This is a genomic window from Methylomonas sp. HYX-M1, from assembly GCF_040741385.1.
GTDB lineage: Bacteria > Pseudomonadota > Gammaproteobacteria > Methylococcales > Methylomonadaceae > Methylomonas > Methylomonas rhizoryzae.
Map to the genome: position 1 here is coordinate 746,401 of NZ_CP160405.1, position 16,309 is coordinate 762,709.

Annotated in this window: 15 protein-coding genes; 6 read left to right on the forward strand and 9 right to left on the reverse strand. The window is 51.8% G+C overall.

The genetic code is table 11. From position 1 onward, the window contains the following. Positions 1-59: 59 nt before the first annotated feature. From AB0A83_RS03530 to hemB, 9 genes are all read right to left on the reverse strand, one after another. Positions 60-692: a hypothetical protein gene (locus AB0A83_RS03530; RefSeq protein ID WP_150046778.1), complete on the reverse strand. Its 633-nt coding sequence runs from the start codon at positions 690-692 to the stop codon at positions 60-62. 33 nt (positions 693-725) lie between these two features. Continuing rightward, on the reverse strand, positions 726-3,023 hold the full coding sequence (locus AB0A83_RS03535; protein WP_367155413.1) for a hypothetical protein: 2,298 nt from the start codon (positions 3,021-3,023) through the stop codon (positions 726-728). A 265-nt stretch (positions 3,024-3,288) separates the two neighbouring features. Beyond that, complete coding sequence (gene prlC, locus AB0A83_RS03540) at positions 3,289-5,328, reverse strand: oligopeptidase A (RefSeq protein ID WP_367155414.1); 2,040 nt, start codon at positions 5,326-5,328, stop codon at positions 3,289-3,291. A gap of 33 nt (positions 5,329-5,361) precedes the next feature. Next, the gene (locus AB0A83_RS03545) at positions 5,362-6,723 is read right to left on the reverse strand and encodes an HDOD domain-containing protein (RefSeq protein ID WP_367155415.1); all 1,362 of its coding nucleotides are present in this window, start codon (positions 6,721-6,723) and stop codon (positions 5,362-5,364) included. A gap of 5 nt (positions 6,724-6,728) precedes the next feature. Further along, on the reverse strand, positions 6,729-8,027 hold the full coding sequence (locus AB0A83_RS03550; RefSeq protein WP_150046784.1) for an HDOD domain-containing protein: 1,299 nt from the start codon (positions 8,025-8,027) through the stop codon (positions 6,729-6,731). A gap of 5 nt (positions 8,028-8,032) precedes the next feature. Beyond that, entirely contained in the window at positions 8,033-9,298 is a 1,266-nt protein-coding gene (locus AB0A83_RS03555; protein WP_150046786.1) for an HDOD domain-containing protein, read from the reverse strand. 69 nt (positions 9,299-9,367) lie between these two features. Continuing rightward, complete coding sequence (gene aroE / locus AB0A83_RS03560) at positions 9,368-10,219, reverse strand: shikimate dehydrogenase (protein WP_367155416.1); 852 nt, start codon at positions 10,217-10,219, stop codon at positions 9,368-9,370. Beyond that, a complete protein-coding gene (locus tag AB0A83_RS03565; protein ID WP_150046790.1) occupies positions 10,206-10,760 on the reverse strand; it encodes a hypothetical protein in 555 nt (184 codons plus the stop codon). The genes aroE and AB0A83_RS03565 overlap by 14 nt, the downstream gene beginning before the upstream one ends. A gap of 26 nt (positions 10,761-10,786) precedes the next feature. Continuing rightward, on the reverse strand, positions 10,787-11,800 hold the full coding sequence (gene hemB / locus AB0A83_RS03570) for a porphobilinogen synthase (RefSeq protein ID WP_150046792.1): 1,014 nt from the start codon (positions 11,798-11,800) through the stop codon (positions 10,787-10,789). Between the two features lie 143 nt (positions 11,801-11,943). On the opposite strand from hemB, the gene AB0A83_RS03575 reads away from it, so the two are divergent. The 6 genes from AB0A83_RS03575 (at position 11,944) to hxlB (ending at position 16,196) form a co-directional block, all read left to right on the forward strand. Beyond that, complete coding sequence (locus tag AB0A83_RS03575) at positions 11,944-12,582, forward strand: phospholipid-binding protein MlaC (protein WP_150046794.1); 639 nt, start codon at positions 11,944-11,946, stop codon at positions 12,580-12,582. A 49-nt stretch (positions 12,583-12,631) separates the two neighbouring features. Then, positions 12,632-13,381, forward strand: a complete 750-nt coding sequence (gene cmoA, locus AB0A83_RS03580) for a carboxy-S-adenosyl-L-methionine synthase CmoA (RefSeq protein ID WP_367155417.1) — start codon at positions 12,632-12,634, stop codon at positions 13,379-13,381. Then, positions 13,378-14,352 carry a tRNA 5-methoxyuridine(34)/uridine 5-oxyacetic acid(34) synthase CmoB gene (cmoB, locus tag AB0A83_RS03585; RefSeq protein ID WP_150046798.1) on the forward strand — a complete coding sequence of 325 codons (975 nt, stop codon included), beginning with the start codon at positions 13,378-13,380 and terminating at the stop codon, positions 14,350-14,352. Before cmoA ends, cmoB begins: the two co-directional genes overlap by 4 nt. A gap of 104 nt (positions 14,353-14,456) precedes the next feature. After that, positions 14,457-14,780, forward strand: a complete 324-nt coding sequence (locus tag AB0A83_RS03590) for a helix-hairpin-helix domain-containing protein (protein WP_150046800.1) — start codon at positions 14,457-14,459, stop codon at positions 14,778-14,780. A gap of 231 nt (positions 14,781-15,011) precedes the next feature. Then, entirely contained in the window at positions 15,012-15,659 is a 648-nt protein-coding gene (hxlA, locus tag AB0A83_RS03595; protein ID WP_150046802.1) for a 3-hexulose-6-phosphate synthase, read from the forward strand. A 3-nt stretch (positions 15,660-15,662) separates the two neighbouring features. Next, the gene (gene hxlB / locus AB0A83_RS03600) at positions 15,663-16,196 is read left to right on the forward strand and encodes a 6-phospho-3-hexuloisomerase (protein ID WP_150046804.1); all 534 of its coding nucleotides are present in this window, start codon (positions 15,663-15,665) and stop codon (positions 16,194-16,196) included. Positions 16,197-16,309: the final 113 nt, after the last annotated feature.

Consider the following 16,309-nt stretch of genomic DNA (forward strand, 5'->3'; position numbering starts at 1 on the left):
ATAAGATAAAATACTTACTGAATAATGACTATTGGTTGAGTCAAGCTTAAAGGCATGACTTAGCTTTTATTCTCCAGGCGTGCCATTTCTTGATGTTGACGTACGTTACTATATAAACGTTCGTCGCCATAGCCCCCTTTAACGGCAATTTGAAAATGTTTTATCATTCTGTTGTGGTCTTGCAGCAGGCAGGCGGCTTTTGCCAAATTGTTATGTACCCCTGAAATTAATATTCTACCTAATAATTTCTTATCGCAACCCCATTGCTTAGCTAACTGAATATAGTGTTTACCGTTTTGTATGTCGCCGAGCTGATAATGCGCGGCTGCTACTAGTAACGCCAGTTTTGCGCGCTGGGCGTCGGCTTCGATTGTTTCATTATCTAATGCGATTAAACTCTCCCAATCTCCGAATTGCCAATGGCTCAACGCATTTTCCAATGTTTTTTTGGGTGTATCGTAATTAACTTCGGCTGCCGTTAACTCTTCATTCCAGAAACCGCGATTCATTGTCAATCCGCTGGGGATTTGACTAAATAATGCCGCATGCCTGGGATTGTTGGATTCGAAATGCCAGTGAAAATGGATTTCTTCCATTCGTCTTGATGCCGGTGGATTATCGTACATAGGTTTCAAGTGCTTGGGCTTGAAACGAAGTTTTTTATTGAGCCATGTAATTAATTTGGTCAGCATTTATAATCGAATGATTAAATAGTGTGAATTGAATTATGAGTCCGATTCCCGTAATAATAAGTCTTTAATTAATTCAATTTGACCTTCCGCTTTGATAAGTTCTTCTTGTAAAAGTTGTTGGCGGCGCATGGTCTCTTGATGGTTTTCCGTTAGTTCTTGCAGTTCTTTTTGCTTTTCGATGCGTAGTGCGGTTTGCTCGTCGCGGGCCTTGGTCAGCTGTTCGATGGTTTGCTGCCGTTGCTCGGCAGTTTGCTTGGCGGCATCACGCTCCGCGCTTAACTGGTCGATTTGGGTTTTACGCTGTTCGGCGAGTTGTTTTTGTTCGTCGCGGGCCTTGGTCAGCTGTTCGATGGTTTGCTGCCGTTGCTCGGCAGTTTGCTTGGCGGCATCTCGGTCGGTGATCAATTGATCGATTTCGGATTTACGTTGCTCGGCGAGTTGTTTTTGTTCGTCGCGGGCCTTGGTCAGCTGTTCGATGGTTTGCTGCCGTTGCTCGGCGGTTTGCTTGGCGGCATCTCGGTCGGTGATCAATTGATCGATTTCGGATTTACGTTGCTCGGCGAGTTGTTTTTGTTCGTCGCGAGCCTTGGTCAGCTGTTCGATGGTTTGCTGCCGCTGGTTGGCGGTTTGCTTAGCGGCGTCGCGCTCCGCGCTTAACTGGTCGATTTGGGTTTTACGCTGTTCGGCGAGTTGTTTTTGCTCGTCGCGGGCCTTGGTCAGCTGTTCGATGGTTTGCTGCCGTTGCTCGGCGGTTTGCTTGGCGGCATCACGTTCCGCGCTTAACTGGTCGATTTGGGTTTTACGCTGTTCGGCGAGTTGTTTTTGCTCGTCGCGGGCCTTGGTCAGCTGTTCGATGGTTTGCTGCCGTTGCTCGGCGATTTGCTTGGCGGCGTCGCGCTCCGTGTTGAGCTGGTCGATTTGGGTTTTACGCTGTTCGGCGAGTTGTTTTTGTTCGTCGCGGGCCTTGGTCAGCTGTTCGATGGTTTGCTGCCGTTGCTCGGCGATTTGCTTGGCGGCGTCGCGCTCCGTGTTGAGCTGGTCGATTTGGGTTTTACGCTGTTCGGCGAGTTGTTTTTGTTCGTCGCGGGCCTTGGTCAGCTGTTCGATGGTTTGCTGCCGTTGCTCGGCGATTTGCTTGGCGGCGTCGCGCTCAGTGCTGAGCTGGTCGATTTGGGTTTTACGCTGTTCGGCGAGTTGTTTTTGTTCGTCGCGGGCCTTGGTCAGCTGTTCGATGGTTTGCTGCCGTTGGTTGGCGGTTTGCTTGGCGGCGTCGCGTTCCGCGCTGAGTTGGTCGATTTGGGTTTTACGCTGTTCGGCGAGTTGTTTTTGCTCGTCGCGGGCCTTGGTCAGCTGTTCGATGGTTTGCTGCCGTTGCTCGGCAGTTTGCTTGGTGGAATCACGCTCAGTGCTGAGCTGGTCGATTTGGGTTTTGCGTTGAATGGCAAGTTGGGTTTGTTCTTCTAGCGCTTTATTTACTCGAGAGACTTGTTGTTGGAGGTCGTTGATGGTTTGGGTTAGCGCATCTTTTTCGTCGGCTAGGCGGCTTGCGAGGTTGTGACTGTCGGTGAGCTGGTTGGTCTGTGCTAAAAGTTGAGCGGAAATAGCGGCGATTTCGGTTTGCTGCTGATTGATTTGGTGCGTCCTAGCTTCCAGTTGCGCGAACGACTGCGTTTGTTTGGCTTCAGTATCGATACAGAATACGGCATGAGCAATTTTCGGATTATTGCTTTCCAGGGTAACCGCGAGTTTGAAGCCTAGCGGAGCGAGTAACTGTTGAATGGTTGAGCGCGAAATGGGCGATAAGTTGGCTGTGCTATCGACCAGTGCGCATTTCACGATCAGCACATCGACATTGGCCAAATGGCCAAGCGAGCCGGCAATGATGGTTTTGGCGGGATGGCAGTCGATGATCAGCCATTGATGCGGCATTTTGGCAAACGACGCGAATTCGGTTTCGGCTAACAGTTCGTCCAGCTTGCCGGTTTGGCGGGTGGATTCGGTGTTAACGCGTAAATTGGGCCAGAATGGTTGAAGCTGGTTAGGGTCAAAAAGGCCGTCTTCGTCCGGATTGCTGGCGGAGTAAAAGATGGCTTCACCATCTTTTTCATTCAATACCCTGGCTGCGGTTTTCCATTGCGAATTCTGTTCCGTCAGCGCTTGTGCCCATGCCAACCGGGTTTCATCGGCGTCTATCAATAACGCCTGCGGGATGTGCCAATTTCTCCAAAAGTGTAATTCGCCAAAACCTTTGCCGGCGCCGACGTGGATTACGGTTTGCGGTGGCAGTAGCGATTGCAGAAGTTCCAGGGTGGTTTTGGCGATCAGGTTCATGGCTGAATTGCGGAATCTAAAATGTGTTGTTGCGGTGTGTTTTTCGAAAATACCGATTGTTTACGTGGTCTTTCGGCAATGGTAGCAAGCGCATCGGCGGGGAAGTCTTTTTAGTAAGAAGCATTGCAAACCGGGTATTTCAGCTCATAGTCTTGCCCGGATCGGCTGCACTCGGAACAGTTTTGCATAGTGGTTAGCGTAGGAGGGCTCTTTGCTTCGGTGCTTAAATCCAAAGCAAAGATAGACCAGTATTGGAATTTGTGAATTAAGCCGCAATACCGTTATGCCGCAACAAGGCGTCGATATTGGGCTCACGGCCGCGGAAGTTCTTGAACAGGGTCATCGCGTCGCTGCTGCCGCCTTGCTCCAGGATGTTATGCAAAAACGATTCGCCGGTTGTCCGGTCGAAAATCCCCCTTTCTTCGAATAGCGAAAACGCGTCGGCTGACAGCACCTCCGCCCATTTGTAACTGTAATAGCCGGCAGCGTAGCCTCCGGCAAAAATGTGCGAAAAACTGTGGGCGAAGCGGTTGAACGCCGGTACCTTGACCACGGCGACTTGATCGCGCACCTGCTGCAGGGTTGGATAGATGCGGCCGCTTTTGCGAGGATCGTAGTCGCGGTGCAACTTGAAATCGAACAAGCTGAATTCCAGTTGTCGTACCATCATCATGCCGGCCTGAAAGTTTTTTGCGTTCAACATTTTTTGGAATAGCTCGTCCGGTAATGCCGCGCCGGTTTGATAGTGACCGGAGATCAGATTCAGCGCTTCTTTATCCCAGCACCAGTTTTCCATGAACTGGCTGGGCAGTTCCACCGCGTCCCATTCCACGCCGTTGATGCCGGATACGCCGAGGTGGTCGATCCGGGTCAGCATGTGGTGCAGGCCGTGTCCGAATTCGTGGAACAGGGTTTCCACTTCGTCGTGGGTGAGCAGGGCCGGGTCGTTGCCTGCGGGTGGGGTAAAATTGCAGGTTAAGTAGGCGACCGGGGTTTGCAGGCCGGCGCCGGTTTTTTTGCGGCACACACAATCGTCCATCCAGGCACCGCCGCGTTTTTTGGCGCGGGCATACATATCCAGGAAAAAGCGGCCGCGCAATGCGCCGTCTTTGTCGACGATTTGATAGAAGCGTACGTCCGGATGCCAGGTATCGACGTCGTCGATTTCGCTGATTTGCAGGCCATACAGGCGTTCGACAATGGCAAACAAGCCGGGTACCACTTTGGTGTCCGGGAAGTAGGCTTTTACTTCTTCTTGCGACAGTTGATAGTAGTGTTGGCGCATTTTTTCCGAGTAATAACCGATGTCCCAGGTTTGCAGATCGTGCAGGCCGTGCTGATGTGCCGCGTATTGTTTCAATTCGGCCAGGTCACGGCGGGCTTGACGCCAGGATTTGTCGGCCAGATCTTCCAGAAAGTTGACCACGTCGTCGGTGGACTTGGCCATTTTGGTGGCCAGCGAATATTCGGCGTAGTTGGCAAAGCCCAGTAATTGGGCTTTTTCGTGGCGCAACGCCAGTATTTGCTCCATTACGTCGCTGTTGTCCCAGCGTCCGGCGTGCGGGCCTTGGTCGGAGGCGCGGGTGCAGAACGCTTCGTAGTGTTCGCGGCGCAGCTCGCGGTTGTCGGCGTAGGTCATGATGGCCAGATAGGACGGGAACTGCAAGTTGATCAGCCAGCCTTCTTGGCCTTCGGCTGCGGCGGCTTGTTTGGCTTGGGCCAGCGCGGATTCCGGTAGGCCGGCCAGATCGTCGGCGTTGCTAATCAGCTTGTGCCAGGCGTTGGTGGCGTCCAGCAGGTTTTCTTCGAATTGGCTGGCCAGTTTCGACAGTTGTTGGTTGATGTCTTTGTAGCGAGCTTGTTGTTCGCTCGGCAGGTCTACGCCGGACAAATGAAAGTCGCGTAAGGCGTTGTTGACGATTTTTTGTTGGGCGCGGTCCAGTTCGGCGAATTGCGCACTGTCGCGAATCGCTTGATAAGCTTGCTGCAAGGCTTTGTTTTGTCCGACTTCGGTAGCGTAAGCACTGAGTTTGCCCAGGCAGGCGTTGTAAGCGTCGCGCATGGCGTCGCTGTTGACCACCGAGTTCATGTGGCTGACCGGCGACCAGGCTTTGTTCAGACGGTCTTCGGCTTCTTCGATAGGTTCTATCAGGTTATGCCAGGTGTACGAGCCGCCGCCGGTCAGTTGACGTTCGATAACGGCGCGCGCGTCCGTCAATAGCTGTTCGACGGCAGGTTCGACGTGTTCGGGTAGAATTTTGGAAAATTGCGGCAGTTCGGTAATTTCGAGTAAAGGGTTGTTCATCGTGATGTGGAATTCGGTTGTAGCAATAAAGCGTCAGGATAGGAATTGCATAGCGGCATGTATACGCGATTGGGCTTTTTGCAAAATGGTTAACGAGAAATCCGGGTCAAGTTTGCCGTCGGCAATTTTGGCATAGGCGGGAAGGGAATTGATATAGGGCAGGCCTTTAATTTTGGGGTCGCCGAAATAGCTATGCCGTTTCGCCAAAATAACGATGTCGGGGATGCCAAGCTCGGTGCCGCCGTCGTAAAGCCAGTTTTCCGCTACTAGCGGAATTTTGCTCAATTCGGCGGAGAAGCCTAAGGTATGCAGCAGCAAAGAGCCGACCGGTCCTTTTAAATGCGGTAAAGCCGCTTTCAATTCCGATAAGCTCGGATATTGTTCCGGGTGCTGATCGGCGAAGTTGAACAGGGGAATGGCGCCTATATCGCAGATCAAGCCGGCTAGCAGCGCGTCCTCCGGGTTAAGGTCGCTACATTCTTGCGCCAATACGAAGGCGAGGCTGGAGGTGTAGATGCTGGTTCGCCATAACTCGTACATGGCGTGTGTCAACGCCTTGTCGTTGGAACGAAACAATTGTTTCAAGCTGATGCTTAATACTAAGTTTCTGGTGGCGTTCAGGCCAATACGGTTCACGGCGTCCAGGCAATTGTTGATCGGCACGGCCGTTGCATAAAGAGGGCTGTTGGCGACTTGGATGAGCTTGGTGACGATGGCGGGATCGATATGAATAATTTCCACCGCGTCTTGTATGCCGATGTTGCGCTGCATGGCTTCGCGCAATTTAAATGCGACGTCCGGCAAACTGGGCAGGCGTAGTTTGTTGTCCAGGTAGGCCTGAGCGAAGCTGCTGAAAAAACGGTTGTTGCTAATTTCGGCGGGAAGCGTGATGTCTAAATACGTCAGACTTTCCGGATCGGTGGTTTGTTGCGCTTGCCAGAGTCTGTTGATGTCGGCGGGCAGTTTCAAAATTTTGACGTCGGATAAGGCTTTGGCTGTTGCCCCGAAAAGCTTGCCGCTATTAATCGGCAAGAAGGCTAGGGTGCTGCCGGCTTTTACGGTATAGGCATTCACGCTCTCCGGTTGCATGATGAGTTCGCCTTCCAGCAAGTAATAGACGAAATCGGCCGGCTTGCCGCGTTCGAATAGGATGCTGCCTTCACTGTAGAACATCGTCGCATGGGACAGACTAGCCACGGTTTCGTTGTCTAAGTCGCGTATTGGCGCGAATTTTTTTAGTTCGGCAACCGACAAGTTCTGCTGGCAGGTCACTAAGGGAGGTGTGCAGGTTCCGGATTCGCCGGCCGGCAGGTTGGCGATGTTTTGTTTATCCGAAGGTGCGTGGGTATCTTTGTTGGGGGGGGATTTCTTCAACCATCCGGTTAGCCAGGTCATCGCTGTCAAGCCCTAAAGAAACTGAGCGCCTCAGCGATTTGCTGTTTGGCGTCTTGCAGCGCTTGCAAAGACATATCCGGTGTTAACGATTTGTCCCCTAGTTTGATGTAAGCCGGCAGGGTGTTCAACGGCGGTAATTTTTGCTTTTGCGTGCCGCCTAACTGCGCATGAAAACGCGCGAGTAACACAATATCGCTCAGTTGCAGATCAGGCTGGTCGTCGCAGTACCAGTTGTCGGTTTGCGCGGGGATTTGCAGCAAGTTTTCCGGAAAATTCCATTTTTTCAAAATGATGACGCCGACCATGGCTTGTAAAACCGAAAAGGTTTCGTCCAGTTCCAGCTCGCTGTATGCGCTTTCGGACAAGCTTTCGGCGTAAGTGATAATGGGCAAGGCACCGATGTTGTGCACCAAACCGGCCAATAATGCCTCGTCCGGGTTTACGCTGCTGGTCAAGCCGGCCAAGGTGTAACTCAAGCTGGCGACTTGTATGCTTTGCCGCCATAGTTGTTGAATGCGGTTATTCAGCAGGCGGCTTTTGCTGCGAAACAAATTATGCAAACTAATGCTGGTTACCAAGTTTTGAGTGGCTTTCAAGCCGAGTCGGTTGATGGCGTCGTGTAATTTGGCGATGGGTTTGACGGTTCGATACAACGGGCTGTTAGCCACTTGGATCAATTTGGAAGCGATGACGGGGTCTAAATTAACGATTTTCACGACGTCGGCGATACTGATGTCTTGCTGCATCGCGCTTCTTAGCCGTAATGCGACATCCGGTAAGGTTGGAACGTGTAATTCGTCGCGGCGAATCGCGTTACAAAAGCCGTGAAATAAATTGCTTTTCCGTAGCGCGTCGGCGGTGTTTTGCAAATTGTCCAACGGATTGTAAGCGGAAGCGACTTGCGAGCTGCGTCTTAATGCCGAAAGCGGCAAATAGATGATTTGCGTGGCGGATTTGGCGATGGCGCTGAATTGGTGTTCTGTTCCGGTCGACAACGGATAGCAGGCCTTGAAGGTGGCTTCTTCGACGTTGTAGCCCGCGCCGCTATTCGCTTCCAAATAGACTTTGCCGGAATACAAATAGATGATTTGGTCGGCACTTTCGCCGCGGTTAAAAATGATTTGTCCCGGCAGAAAACTGCGAACGCTCACCACCAGTTGTTGCAGTTCGTCGGGTGGCAGTTCGCCGATAGGCATCAAGTTTTGTAAATAACCGATCGGCAGGTTTAAACGGCTGTGGACCGGTGATTGCGGCTCGGGTAGCGGCGTCGCGGCGGTTTTTTTCTTCAGGAAATTCCAAATCATGAGACTTAAGTCAGGAAGAGGCGTAAGGCGGAGTGGATTTTCGATTTTGCATCGTGGAGGATGGCTAAGGTATTTTCCGGGGATAGGGCGATACCTTTAAATTTTCCTGCGGCGGGAATCGAGGTGATGGCGGGCAAGGGGTCGTGCAAGGCTCTGTTGCCGATCAGGGTGTGCAGACGCGACAGTACTACAATGTCCGTCAGCGATAAGTTATCGCCGGAGTTTTGATACCAGTTGTGCGAATTGAGGCTGACGTCGATGAACTCCGGCGCGAACTGCCATTCTTTTAAAACGGTAGTGCCGACAACGGGAGTGACTATCGGTAATGCTTCGGAAATTTCCTTGTCTTTGGTGAATTCGTTCGGAAGATTGGCGACGAAATTCAAAAAAGGAATGCCGCCAATGTCGCTGACCAAGCCGGCGAGTAAGGCGTCTTCTGGATTAATTTCTTTACCGGCCTTGGCTAAAATGTGGCAAAGCGTGGATAGATACAGGCTTTTTTTCCACAATTCTTCGAGTCGCAGTTTGATGGGTTGCGAACGGCTTTTAAACACTTGCTTCAAGCTTAGCGAGACTACCATGCTGCGGGTTGCGTTTAAGCCTATGCGTTTGATCGCGTCCATGCAGTTTTTGGCTGGCGCTTGCGCGATATATAGTGGGCAGTTGGCCACTTCCACTAGTTTTGCCGAAATCACCGGATCAAGGTTAACGATTTTTACGATCTCGTCCAAGTTGACGTCGGCCTGGATGGCTTTGCGAATTTGGATGGCGACTTCGGGTAGCGATGGGATTTCCAGTTCGTGATTGAGGTAATGGTCCGCAAATAAGGCTAACAGGCGGTTATCGCTGAGTTTCGGCGGTATTTCCAACGCCTGGTGTTGATTGCGGTTACAGGACGACATGATGCTGAGCGAAACGCGCAATAAGCTGACCTCGGTTTCCGTGACCGCCGTGGTCGTATGTTTGTTGCCGCTGCAGATCGGAAATTTGGCTTTAGGGCTGCCGGCTTCTATCGAGTAACTGCGGCCGTTCTGGTCGGTAAAATTAATGCTGCCTTTGATCAAGTAAATGGCGGAGTCGGTCGGCGTATCGATAGTAAATAATGTGGCGCCGGCCGGGATCGACTCCATGTGGTTTTCTTCGGCGAAGCTCAGGCGGACTTCTTCGCTCAGGTTACGGACCGGGAACAGCTGTTCCAGAATTTGTGGAGAAACTTTCGCTCCTTTATCGGCTAAATTGTGCCATTTGCTGAATTTGCCTGGGAAAGCCATAGTCGGTCCTTAGATGAACGATCCGTTGGTTGGAGGTTTAAGGAATTAAATGCCGACTAGTAGTTTAGGTCAAGATTCCGAGGCGTGGAGATTGCGTTCCCGGTTTAATAGATTGATGACCGCTGCCGTGTCGGGGCTTAACCCGCGCCAGAGCCGGAACGCTTCAGCCGCCTGTTCCACCAGCATGCCCAAGCCGTCCACGCTTTTGGCCGCGCCATGGGTTTGTCCCCAGCGGACGAACGCGGTCGGTTGATTGCCGTATGCCAAGTCGTAGCAGACCCCGCCGTCGCGCAGTACGTGATCGGGTAAAGGCGGCAACTCGTTGCTAAGGCTGCTGGCGGTCGCATTGATGATCAAATCGAACCCGGACAAATTATGCAGATCGGCATAGCCGCCGCTACGAATGGGGCCTAAGTGGCAAAATTCTTGCGCCAGGTTGTCGGCTTTTTCGACGGTGCGATTAATAAGCAATACGCTGTCCGGAGCCAGACCGAATAAGGCGCTCAGTATGCCGCGGGTAGCGCCGCCCGCGCCCAGCACCAAGATGCGGGTTCCGGAAATTTTCACTTGATGGTTGCGGGTTAAATCGTTCGCCAGACCGAAGCCGTCCGTGTTATCGCCCAGCAGCGTTCCGTCCGTTTGCAGCGCCAGGGTATTGACGGCTTTGGCTAATCGGGCGCGCTCCGTTAACTGCTCCGCTCGTTGCCAGGCGAGTTCTTTCAAGGGAATTGTGCAGTTTAAACCTTTGCCTCCTCCCGCCAAGAAAGCCGAGACGCTAGCGGAAAACGTGTCGGCAGGAACCGCGACCGCGGCGTATTCAAGGTCTTGCCCGGTTTGTTGGGCAAACAAACGATGAATGCGTGGCGATTTGCTGTGTCCTATCGGATAGCCGAACACCGCATAATGATCAATCGTCTGCATATTGTCTGCGCTGTGTCGTCCGGTAGCTCCAAAACACGGTCACTATGATCAGCAATACACCCAGGCCGATACAGGTCCAAATGTATTGTTCGATATAAGCGACAATCAATGAGCAGGCCACCAAAAAGAAACCCAGTAAACGGAATTGCCAGCCGATGCGGTAGCCGTCGAGGATGGTGGCTAGCGCCAGGATCAGCAATATCACCAAGCTCGCCCCGATTTCGGTCAGTTGACCTGACTTGTTCAGAAAGAACGCTGCGCCGACGATCAGCAGCGTGTGCAGCCAATGCATGCCTTGTTGTTTTACAATTTCGCCGAAATCTTGTGCGCCCGCTTTGGCTTGCAGCCACGAAACGAAAATCGACAAAGCCGCGAATACGAACACCATGAATAGCCAATAGCCGTAACCGTCGTGAATCGAAAAACGCGTGATGCTAATGCCGGTCAGCGAAAGGATGACCAGCAAGATGAAAACGGCCTCTTCCAGGCCGACATGGCGTTTGCTTGGCAGCTGCGGTTCTTCGTCTTCGGATATGTCCATAGTCAATCTCTCGATAAAGGCATGGCTTATTCGCTGAGCCACTGGGCGACGTTTTTGGCGTAATAAGTCAGGACGGCGTCGCAGCCGGCCCGTTTAAACGACAACAACGATTCCAGTACCGTTTGTCTCTCGTCCAGCCATTGATTTTGGGCGGCGGCTTTCAGCATGGCGTATTCGCCGCTGACTTGATAAGCAAAAGTCGGTACGCCGAACTGTGCTTTAGCGCGGCGAATGATGTCCAGATAGGGCATGCCGGGTTTTACCATGATCATGTCCGCGCCTTCTTGTAAATCCAGGGCGATTTCCCTTAGGGCTTCGTCCGAGTTGGCCGGGTCCATTTGGTAACTGTATTTGTTGCCGCCGGCTAAATTCCCGGCGGAGCCTACCGCGTCTCGAAACGGGCCGTAGAAGCTGGAGGCGTATTTGGCGGAATAGGCAAGGATGCGGGTATTAACGTGCCGGTGCTGTTCCAGCGTCGCGCGAATCGCACCGATTCTGCCGTCCATCATATCGGACGGTGCGACGATGTCCGCGCCGGCTTCGGCATGCGACAAGGCTTGTTTGCATAACACCTCTACCGTCGCGTCGTTGCTCACATAGCCGTCGTCGTCCAGCAGCCCGTCTTGGCCGTGCGAGGTAAATGGGTCCAAGGCGACATCGGTAATTACGCCTAATTCCGGAAAGTTGGTTTTTAAGGCTTTGACGCAACGTTGCGCCAGGCCGTCCGGGTTGTAGGCTTCGCTAGCGTCTAGTGACTTTTGCCGTGGGTCGATTACCGGAAACAGCGCTATAGCAGGAATTTTCAAACGCTGTACTTCCTCGGCTTCTTGCAACAGCAAATCGATGCTGAGCCGCTCGACGCCGGGCATGGAAGCAACCGCTTCGCGCCGGCCCTGGCCTTCGATAACGAACATGGGGTAGATTAGATCGTCCGTGCTCAGGCGATTTTCCCGCATGAGTCGACGGGAAAAATTCTGGTAACGCATGCGGCGCAAGCGAGTGGCCGGATAAAAGTCGTTAGGGGCGGGAATCTTTTCCATAGTAAAATATCGCCGAAATTTGTTTCGGGCCGAGGTGAACGAAAGCCGTTCGCTGTCGGATCATTAAAACATTGTAACAGTGTATCGCGGGCAATTATCTGATTTTGCCGGATGATGCGTCAGTAGAGGCAGTTGAAATTACTATGAGATTGAATGTAAACGTCGTATTCGTTTTACTGTTCGGATTGTTGACAAGTATAAGCACGGTTGTCGGCGCTGCGGAACTCAGCGCGCCGCAGCAGGTGATCGACGACGCTTCGGTGCAACTGAAAACGAAGATGCAAGACCCCGGATTTACCAAAGATTTTCGTAAGATTACCGAGTTTGTGCATTCGGTTATTTATCCTAGGGCGGATTTCGATCTGATCTCGTCGCTGGTGTTGGGCAAGCTTTGGAAGGAAGCCAGCGAGCCTGAAAAAGAAGCGTTCAAGCGAGAGTTTCAGACCTTGCTGATCAGAACTTATTCCCGGGCGTTCGTCGAATTTAAAGAGTGGTCGGTACGTTTTTTACCAATGGGCGATTCCGAAGGCGATCAGCGCAAGGCCATGGTTAAAACCGAAATTTTGCAGCCCGGCTTGCAGCCTATTGCGGTCAACTATCGAATGTTGTTAAGTAAGGGCGAATGGAAGGTTTACGATATTTTGATCGAAGGGGTTAGCTTGGTGACCAACTACCGCACCAGTTTTAAAAACGAAGTCGAACGTACCGGTTCGTTGCGAGAGGTCATTAATCAACTGGCCAAACGGAATTCGGAAGCGCTTTCCGGTAATACCAACTCTTAAACGTTCATCAGTCGTTTTGCACCTCCGCCCCGAGCGGAGGTGTTGTCCCATGACATCCAAGAAAGATTCTTTGTACGCTTACCCGCTGGGTGAAGTGGCGGCGTTTCAATTCGATAATACGGTTGCTAACGTTTTTCCGGATATGATTCGGCGTTCGGTGCCGGGTTATCAAACCATGATTTCCGCTGTCGGACATTTGTCGGCGCGCTTCTGTCAAGCAAATTCTCAATGCTACGATTTAGGATGCTCACTAGGCGCAGCTGCGTTGGCGATGCGGGAAGCTATTTGCGTGCGGGGCTGCAGAATAATCGCCGTGGATAATTCGGATGCCATGGTGGCCGGTTTTCGACAGAATTTGCAACAGATAGACGAGGCGGAAAGTGGCGAATCCAAACCGGAAGTCAGTGTGTTATGCGATGACATTCGGAATGTCGAAATCGAAAATGCCTCGGTCGTGGTGCTGAATTTCACCTTGCAGTTCATTCCCCTGCTAGACAGGCCGGCTTTGTTGGCTGCCATTTATCGCGGTTTGTTGCCCGGGGGCGTGTTGATCTTGTCGGAAAAATTGATGTTCGACGACGCTAGGCAGCAGGCTTTGCAAATAGATATGCATCACCATTTCAAAAAAATGCAGGGCTATAGCGAATTGGAAATCAGTCAGAAACGGACCGCATTGGAAAACGTGCTGATTCCGGAAACCTTTGTCAAACATCAACAACGCTTACTAGAAGCCGGATTTGCCAGTGCCGAAATTTGGTTTCAGTACTTTAATTTCGCCTCTATCATTGCCTTGAAATGACGGACTATCAAGCGCTGTACGAAGCTCTGCAAGCAGCGGGCGACGCTCGATGGGCGGCGCAAGTTAAACCGGAAGTCGAACGGATTCTATCCGCATCCGCTCACGGAGATTTTGCTCGTTGGCAGGCTGCGATAAACCGGTTGCCGTTATTGGTGCCGGATGCCGTGGATCTGCGAGATGGGGTGCGAATCGGTTCCGCGGGGCAAATTGATCCCGCGCAGCGTTCCCAATTGATAGAGGCGTTACAACAGTTGCATCCGTGGCGAAAAGGACCTTATGGCTTGTACGGCGTGGAATTGGATACCGAGTGGCGGTCGGACTGGAAATGGGAGCGAATCAGGCAGCGTATTTCGCCGTTGACTGGTCGAATGGTGTTGGATGTAGGATGCGGCAACGGTTACCACTGCTGGCGCATGCTAGGGGCCGGTGCGCGACTCGTGTTGGGCATTGATCCTACCCTGTTGAGTGTCATGCAGTTCGAGGCCGTCAATCGGCTGTATGGCTCTATGGCGCCTATTTACCTGTTGCCGCTTGGCATAGAGCAAATCCCGCCGGACTCGCATTTATTCGACACTGTATTTTCCATGGGGGTGCTGTATCACAGGCGTTCGCCTATCGATCATTTGTTGGAGTTGCAAGGTTGCCTACGTCCGGGAGGTGAATTGGTACTTGAAACATTGGTCGTTGAAGGCGATGAGAATACGGCGATGCTGCCGCGGCAGCGCTATTCGCAAATGCGCAATGTTTGGTTTTTGCCGAGTTGTGCTGCGCTGGAAAAATGGCTGTATCGTTGCGGATTTCGGGATATTGAGTTGTGCGATGTCGCGAGCACTACGGTAGACGAACAACGGAGTACTGAATGGATGAGATTTAATTCGCTTCGGGACTTTTTGCATCCGGAGAATGGAAGCTTGACCGTTGAAGGGTTGCCTGCGCCGGTCAGGGCTATTTTTATCGCTAAAAATCGATGATTAGACTGGTGTTGAAATTCAGTTGCCGTCGTCTACACTAGTAATCTGGCTATGCTGACATACTTGTATAGCTTAACTTTGCTTGTGATTTTAGGAGTAGAACGATGAAAATGTTACTTGCAATGCTATTGCTGGTGCCGGTGCAAGCGCTTACTGCCCCGGTCAACATCAATTCCGCAGATGCGGCGACAATTGCGGAAGCGTTACCCGGCATCGGCCCCAAGAAAGCCGAGGAGATCGTCAAATATCGCACCGAGCATGGACATTTCAAATCCGTGCAGGAGCTTGAAAACGTCAATGGGATAGGTAGTAAAACGCTAAAGGCTATTGAAAAAGATATTATTATTGAGCAGGCTGTAGAGCAAAGCGGCTCTATGCCTCCGGCCGAAAATCCACCGCCTGCTCAGCCGCAAAATAACAGCCAATAACCCTCAATAGATGGTCGATGCTGCCGAAATATGGCGGCATCGTTAAATCAGCGGGCGCCCCATGTTCATTTGGAGCGCCGTCCAAAACCGGCTTTAGGCTGCGCGGGCATTGACATCTATGCTATTTCTACCTTACAGTTACCGGCGCATCACGAGTATGTGACTGGCCCAGCAGATTGTGGCGACAAGATAATCAGCATTCCTATAATAAAACCTTTCGGAGCACATCACATGGCAAGACCATTAATTCAAATGGCGTTGGATTCTTTGGATTTCGACCAAACCGTAGCATTGGCTGAGCAAGTAGCGCCTTACGTCGATATTTTCGAAATTGGCACGCCTTGCATCAAATATAACGGTATCAACTTAGTCAAAGAATTGAGACAACGTTTTCCAAACCAACTGCTGTTGGTTGACTTAAAAACCATGGATGCCGGCGAATACGAAGCCGGTGCGTTTTATGCAGCAGGTGCGGACATCTGCACCGTATTGGGCGTTTCCGGCTTGGCTACCATCGGCGGCGTCATCAAAGCGGCGAAAAAACACGCCGCTGAAGTACAAGTTGACTTGATCAACGTACCGAACAAAGCCGAGTGCGCACGCGAATCCGCAAAAATGGGCGCGCAAATCATGGGCGTACATACCGGTCTGGACGCGCAAGCCGCCGGCCAAACCCCGTTTGCCGACCTGAACGACGTCGCTTCATTGGGCTTGAACGTTCGCGTATCCGTCGCCGGCGGTATCAAACCTGCCACTATCGATCAAACCGTTAAAGCCGGTGCCAACATCATCGTTGTCGGCGCTGCCATCTACGGCGCGCCCTCTCCGGCCGAAGCCGCGCGCGAAATTCGTGAATTGGTAGAAGCTGCGGCGGTGTGAATCATGCATCAAGATTTAGTCATCAAAAAAATCTCCGGCATTCTCGAAGCTACTCCTGATTCGCACGACAAAACGTTGGTCGACATGCTCGACGGCGCCAAGCGCGTATTTATTTCGGGCGCAGGTCGTTCGAAACTGGTAGGTAATTTTTTCGCAATGCGTCTGATGCACGCCGGCTACGATGTCAGCGTTGTCGGCGAAATTGTTACGCCAAGTATCAAAAACGGGGATCTTCTGATCGTGATTTCCGGATCGGGCGAAACTGAGCAGCTAATCGCATTCACTAAAAAAGCTAAAGAAGTCGGCGCCAAAATCTGTCTGATTTCCGCAAAAGACGACTCGACTATCGGCGATTTGGCGGAAATTACCTTGCAAATCGGTAGATCGGAACAATACGGTAAAGTCAAAGGCATGCCTATGGGTACCGTTTTCGAATTGTCTACCTTGCTGTTTTTGGAAGCGACTATCTCTCATGTAATTCATGAGAAAGGTATTCCTGAAGAAGAGATGAGATCGCGCCACGCGAACTTGGAATAAGAAAGCTTGCTTTAAACCTGTGACTCTATCGAGTCGCAGGTTTTTCGCCGGTTACAGAGGGGGCTTGTCTGCTTGCTCGACAGAGTGGGTGTGTCGGCCCTTTAAATCATTGA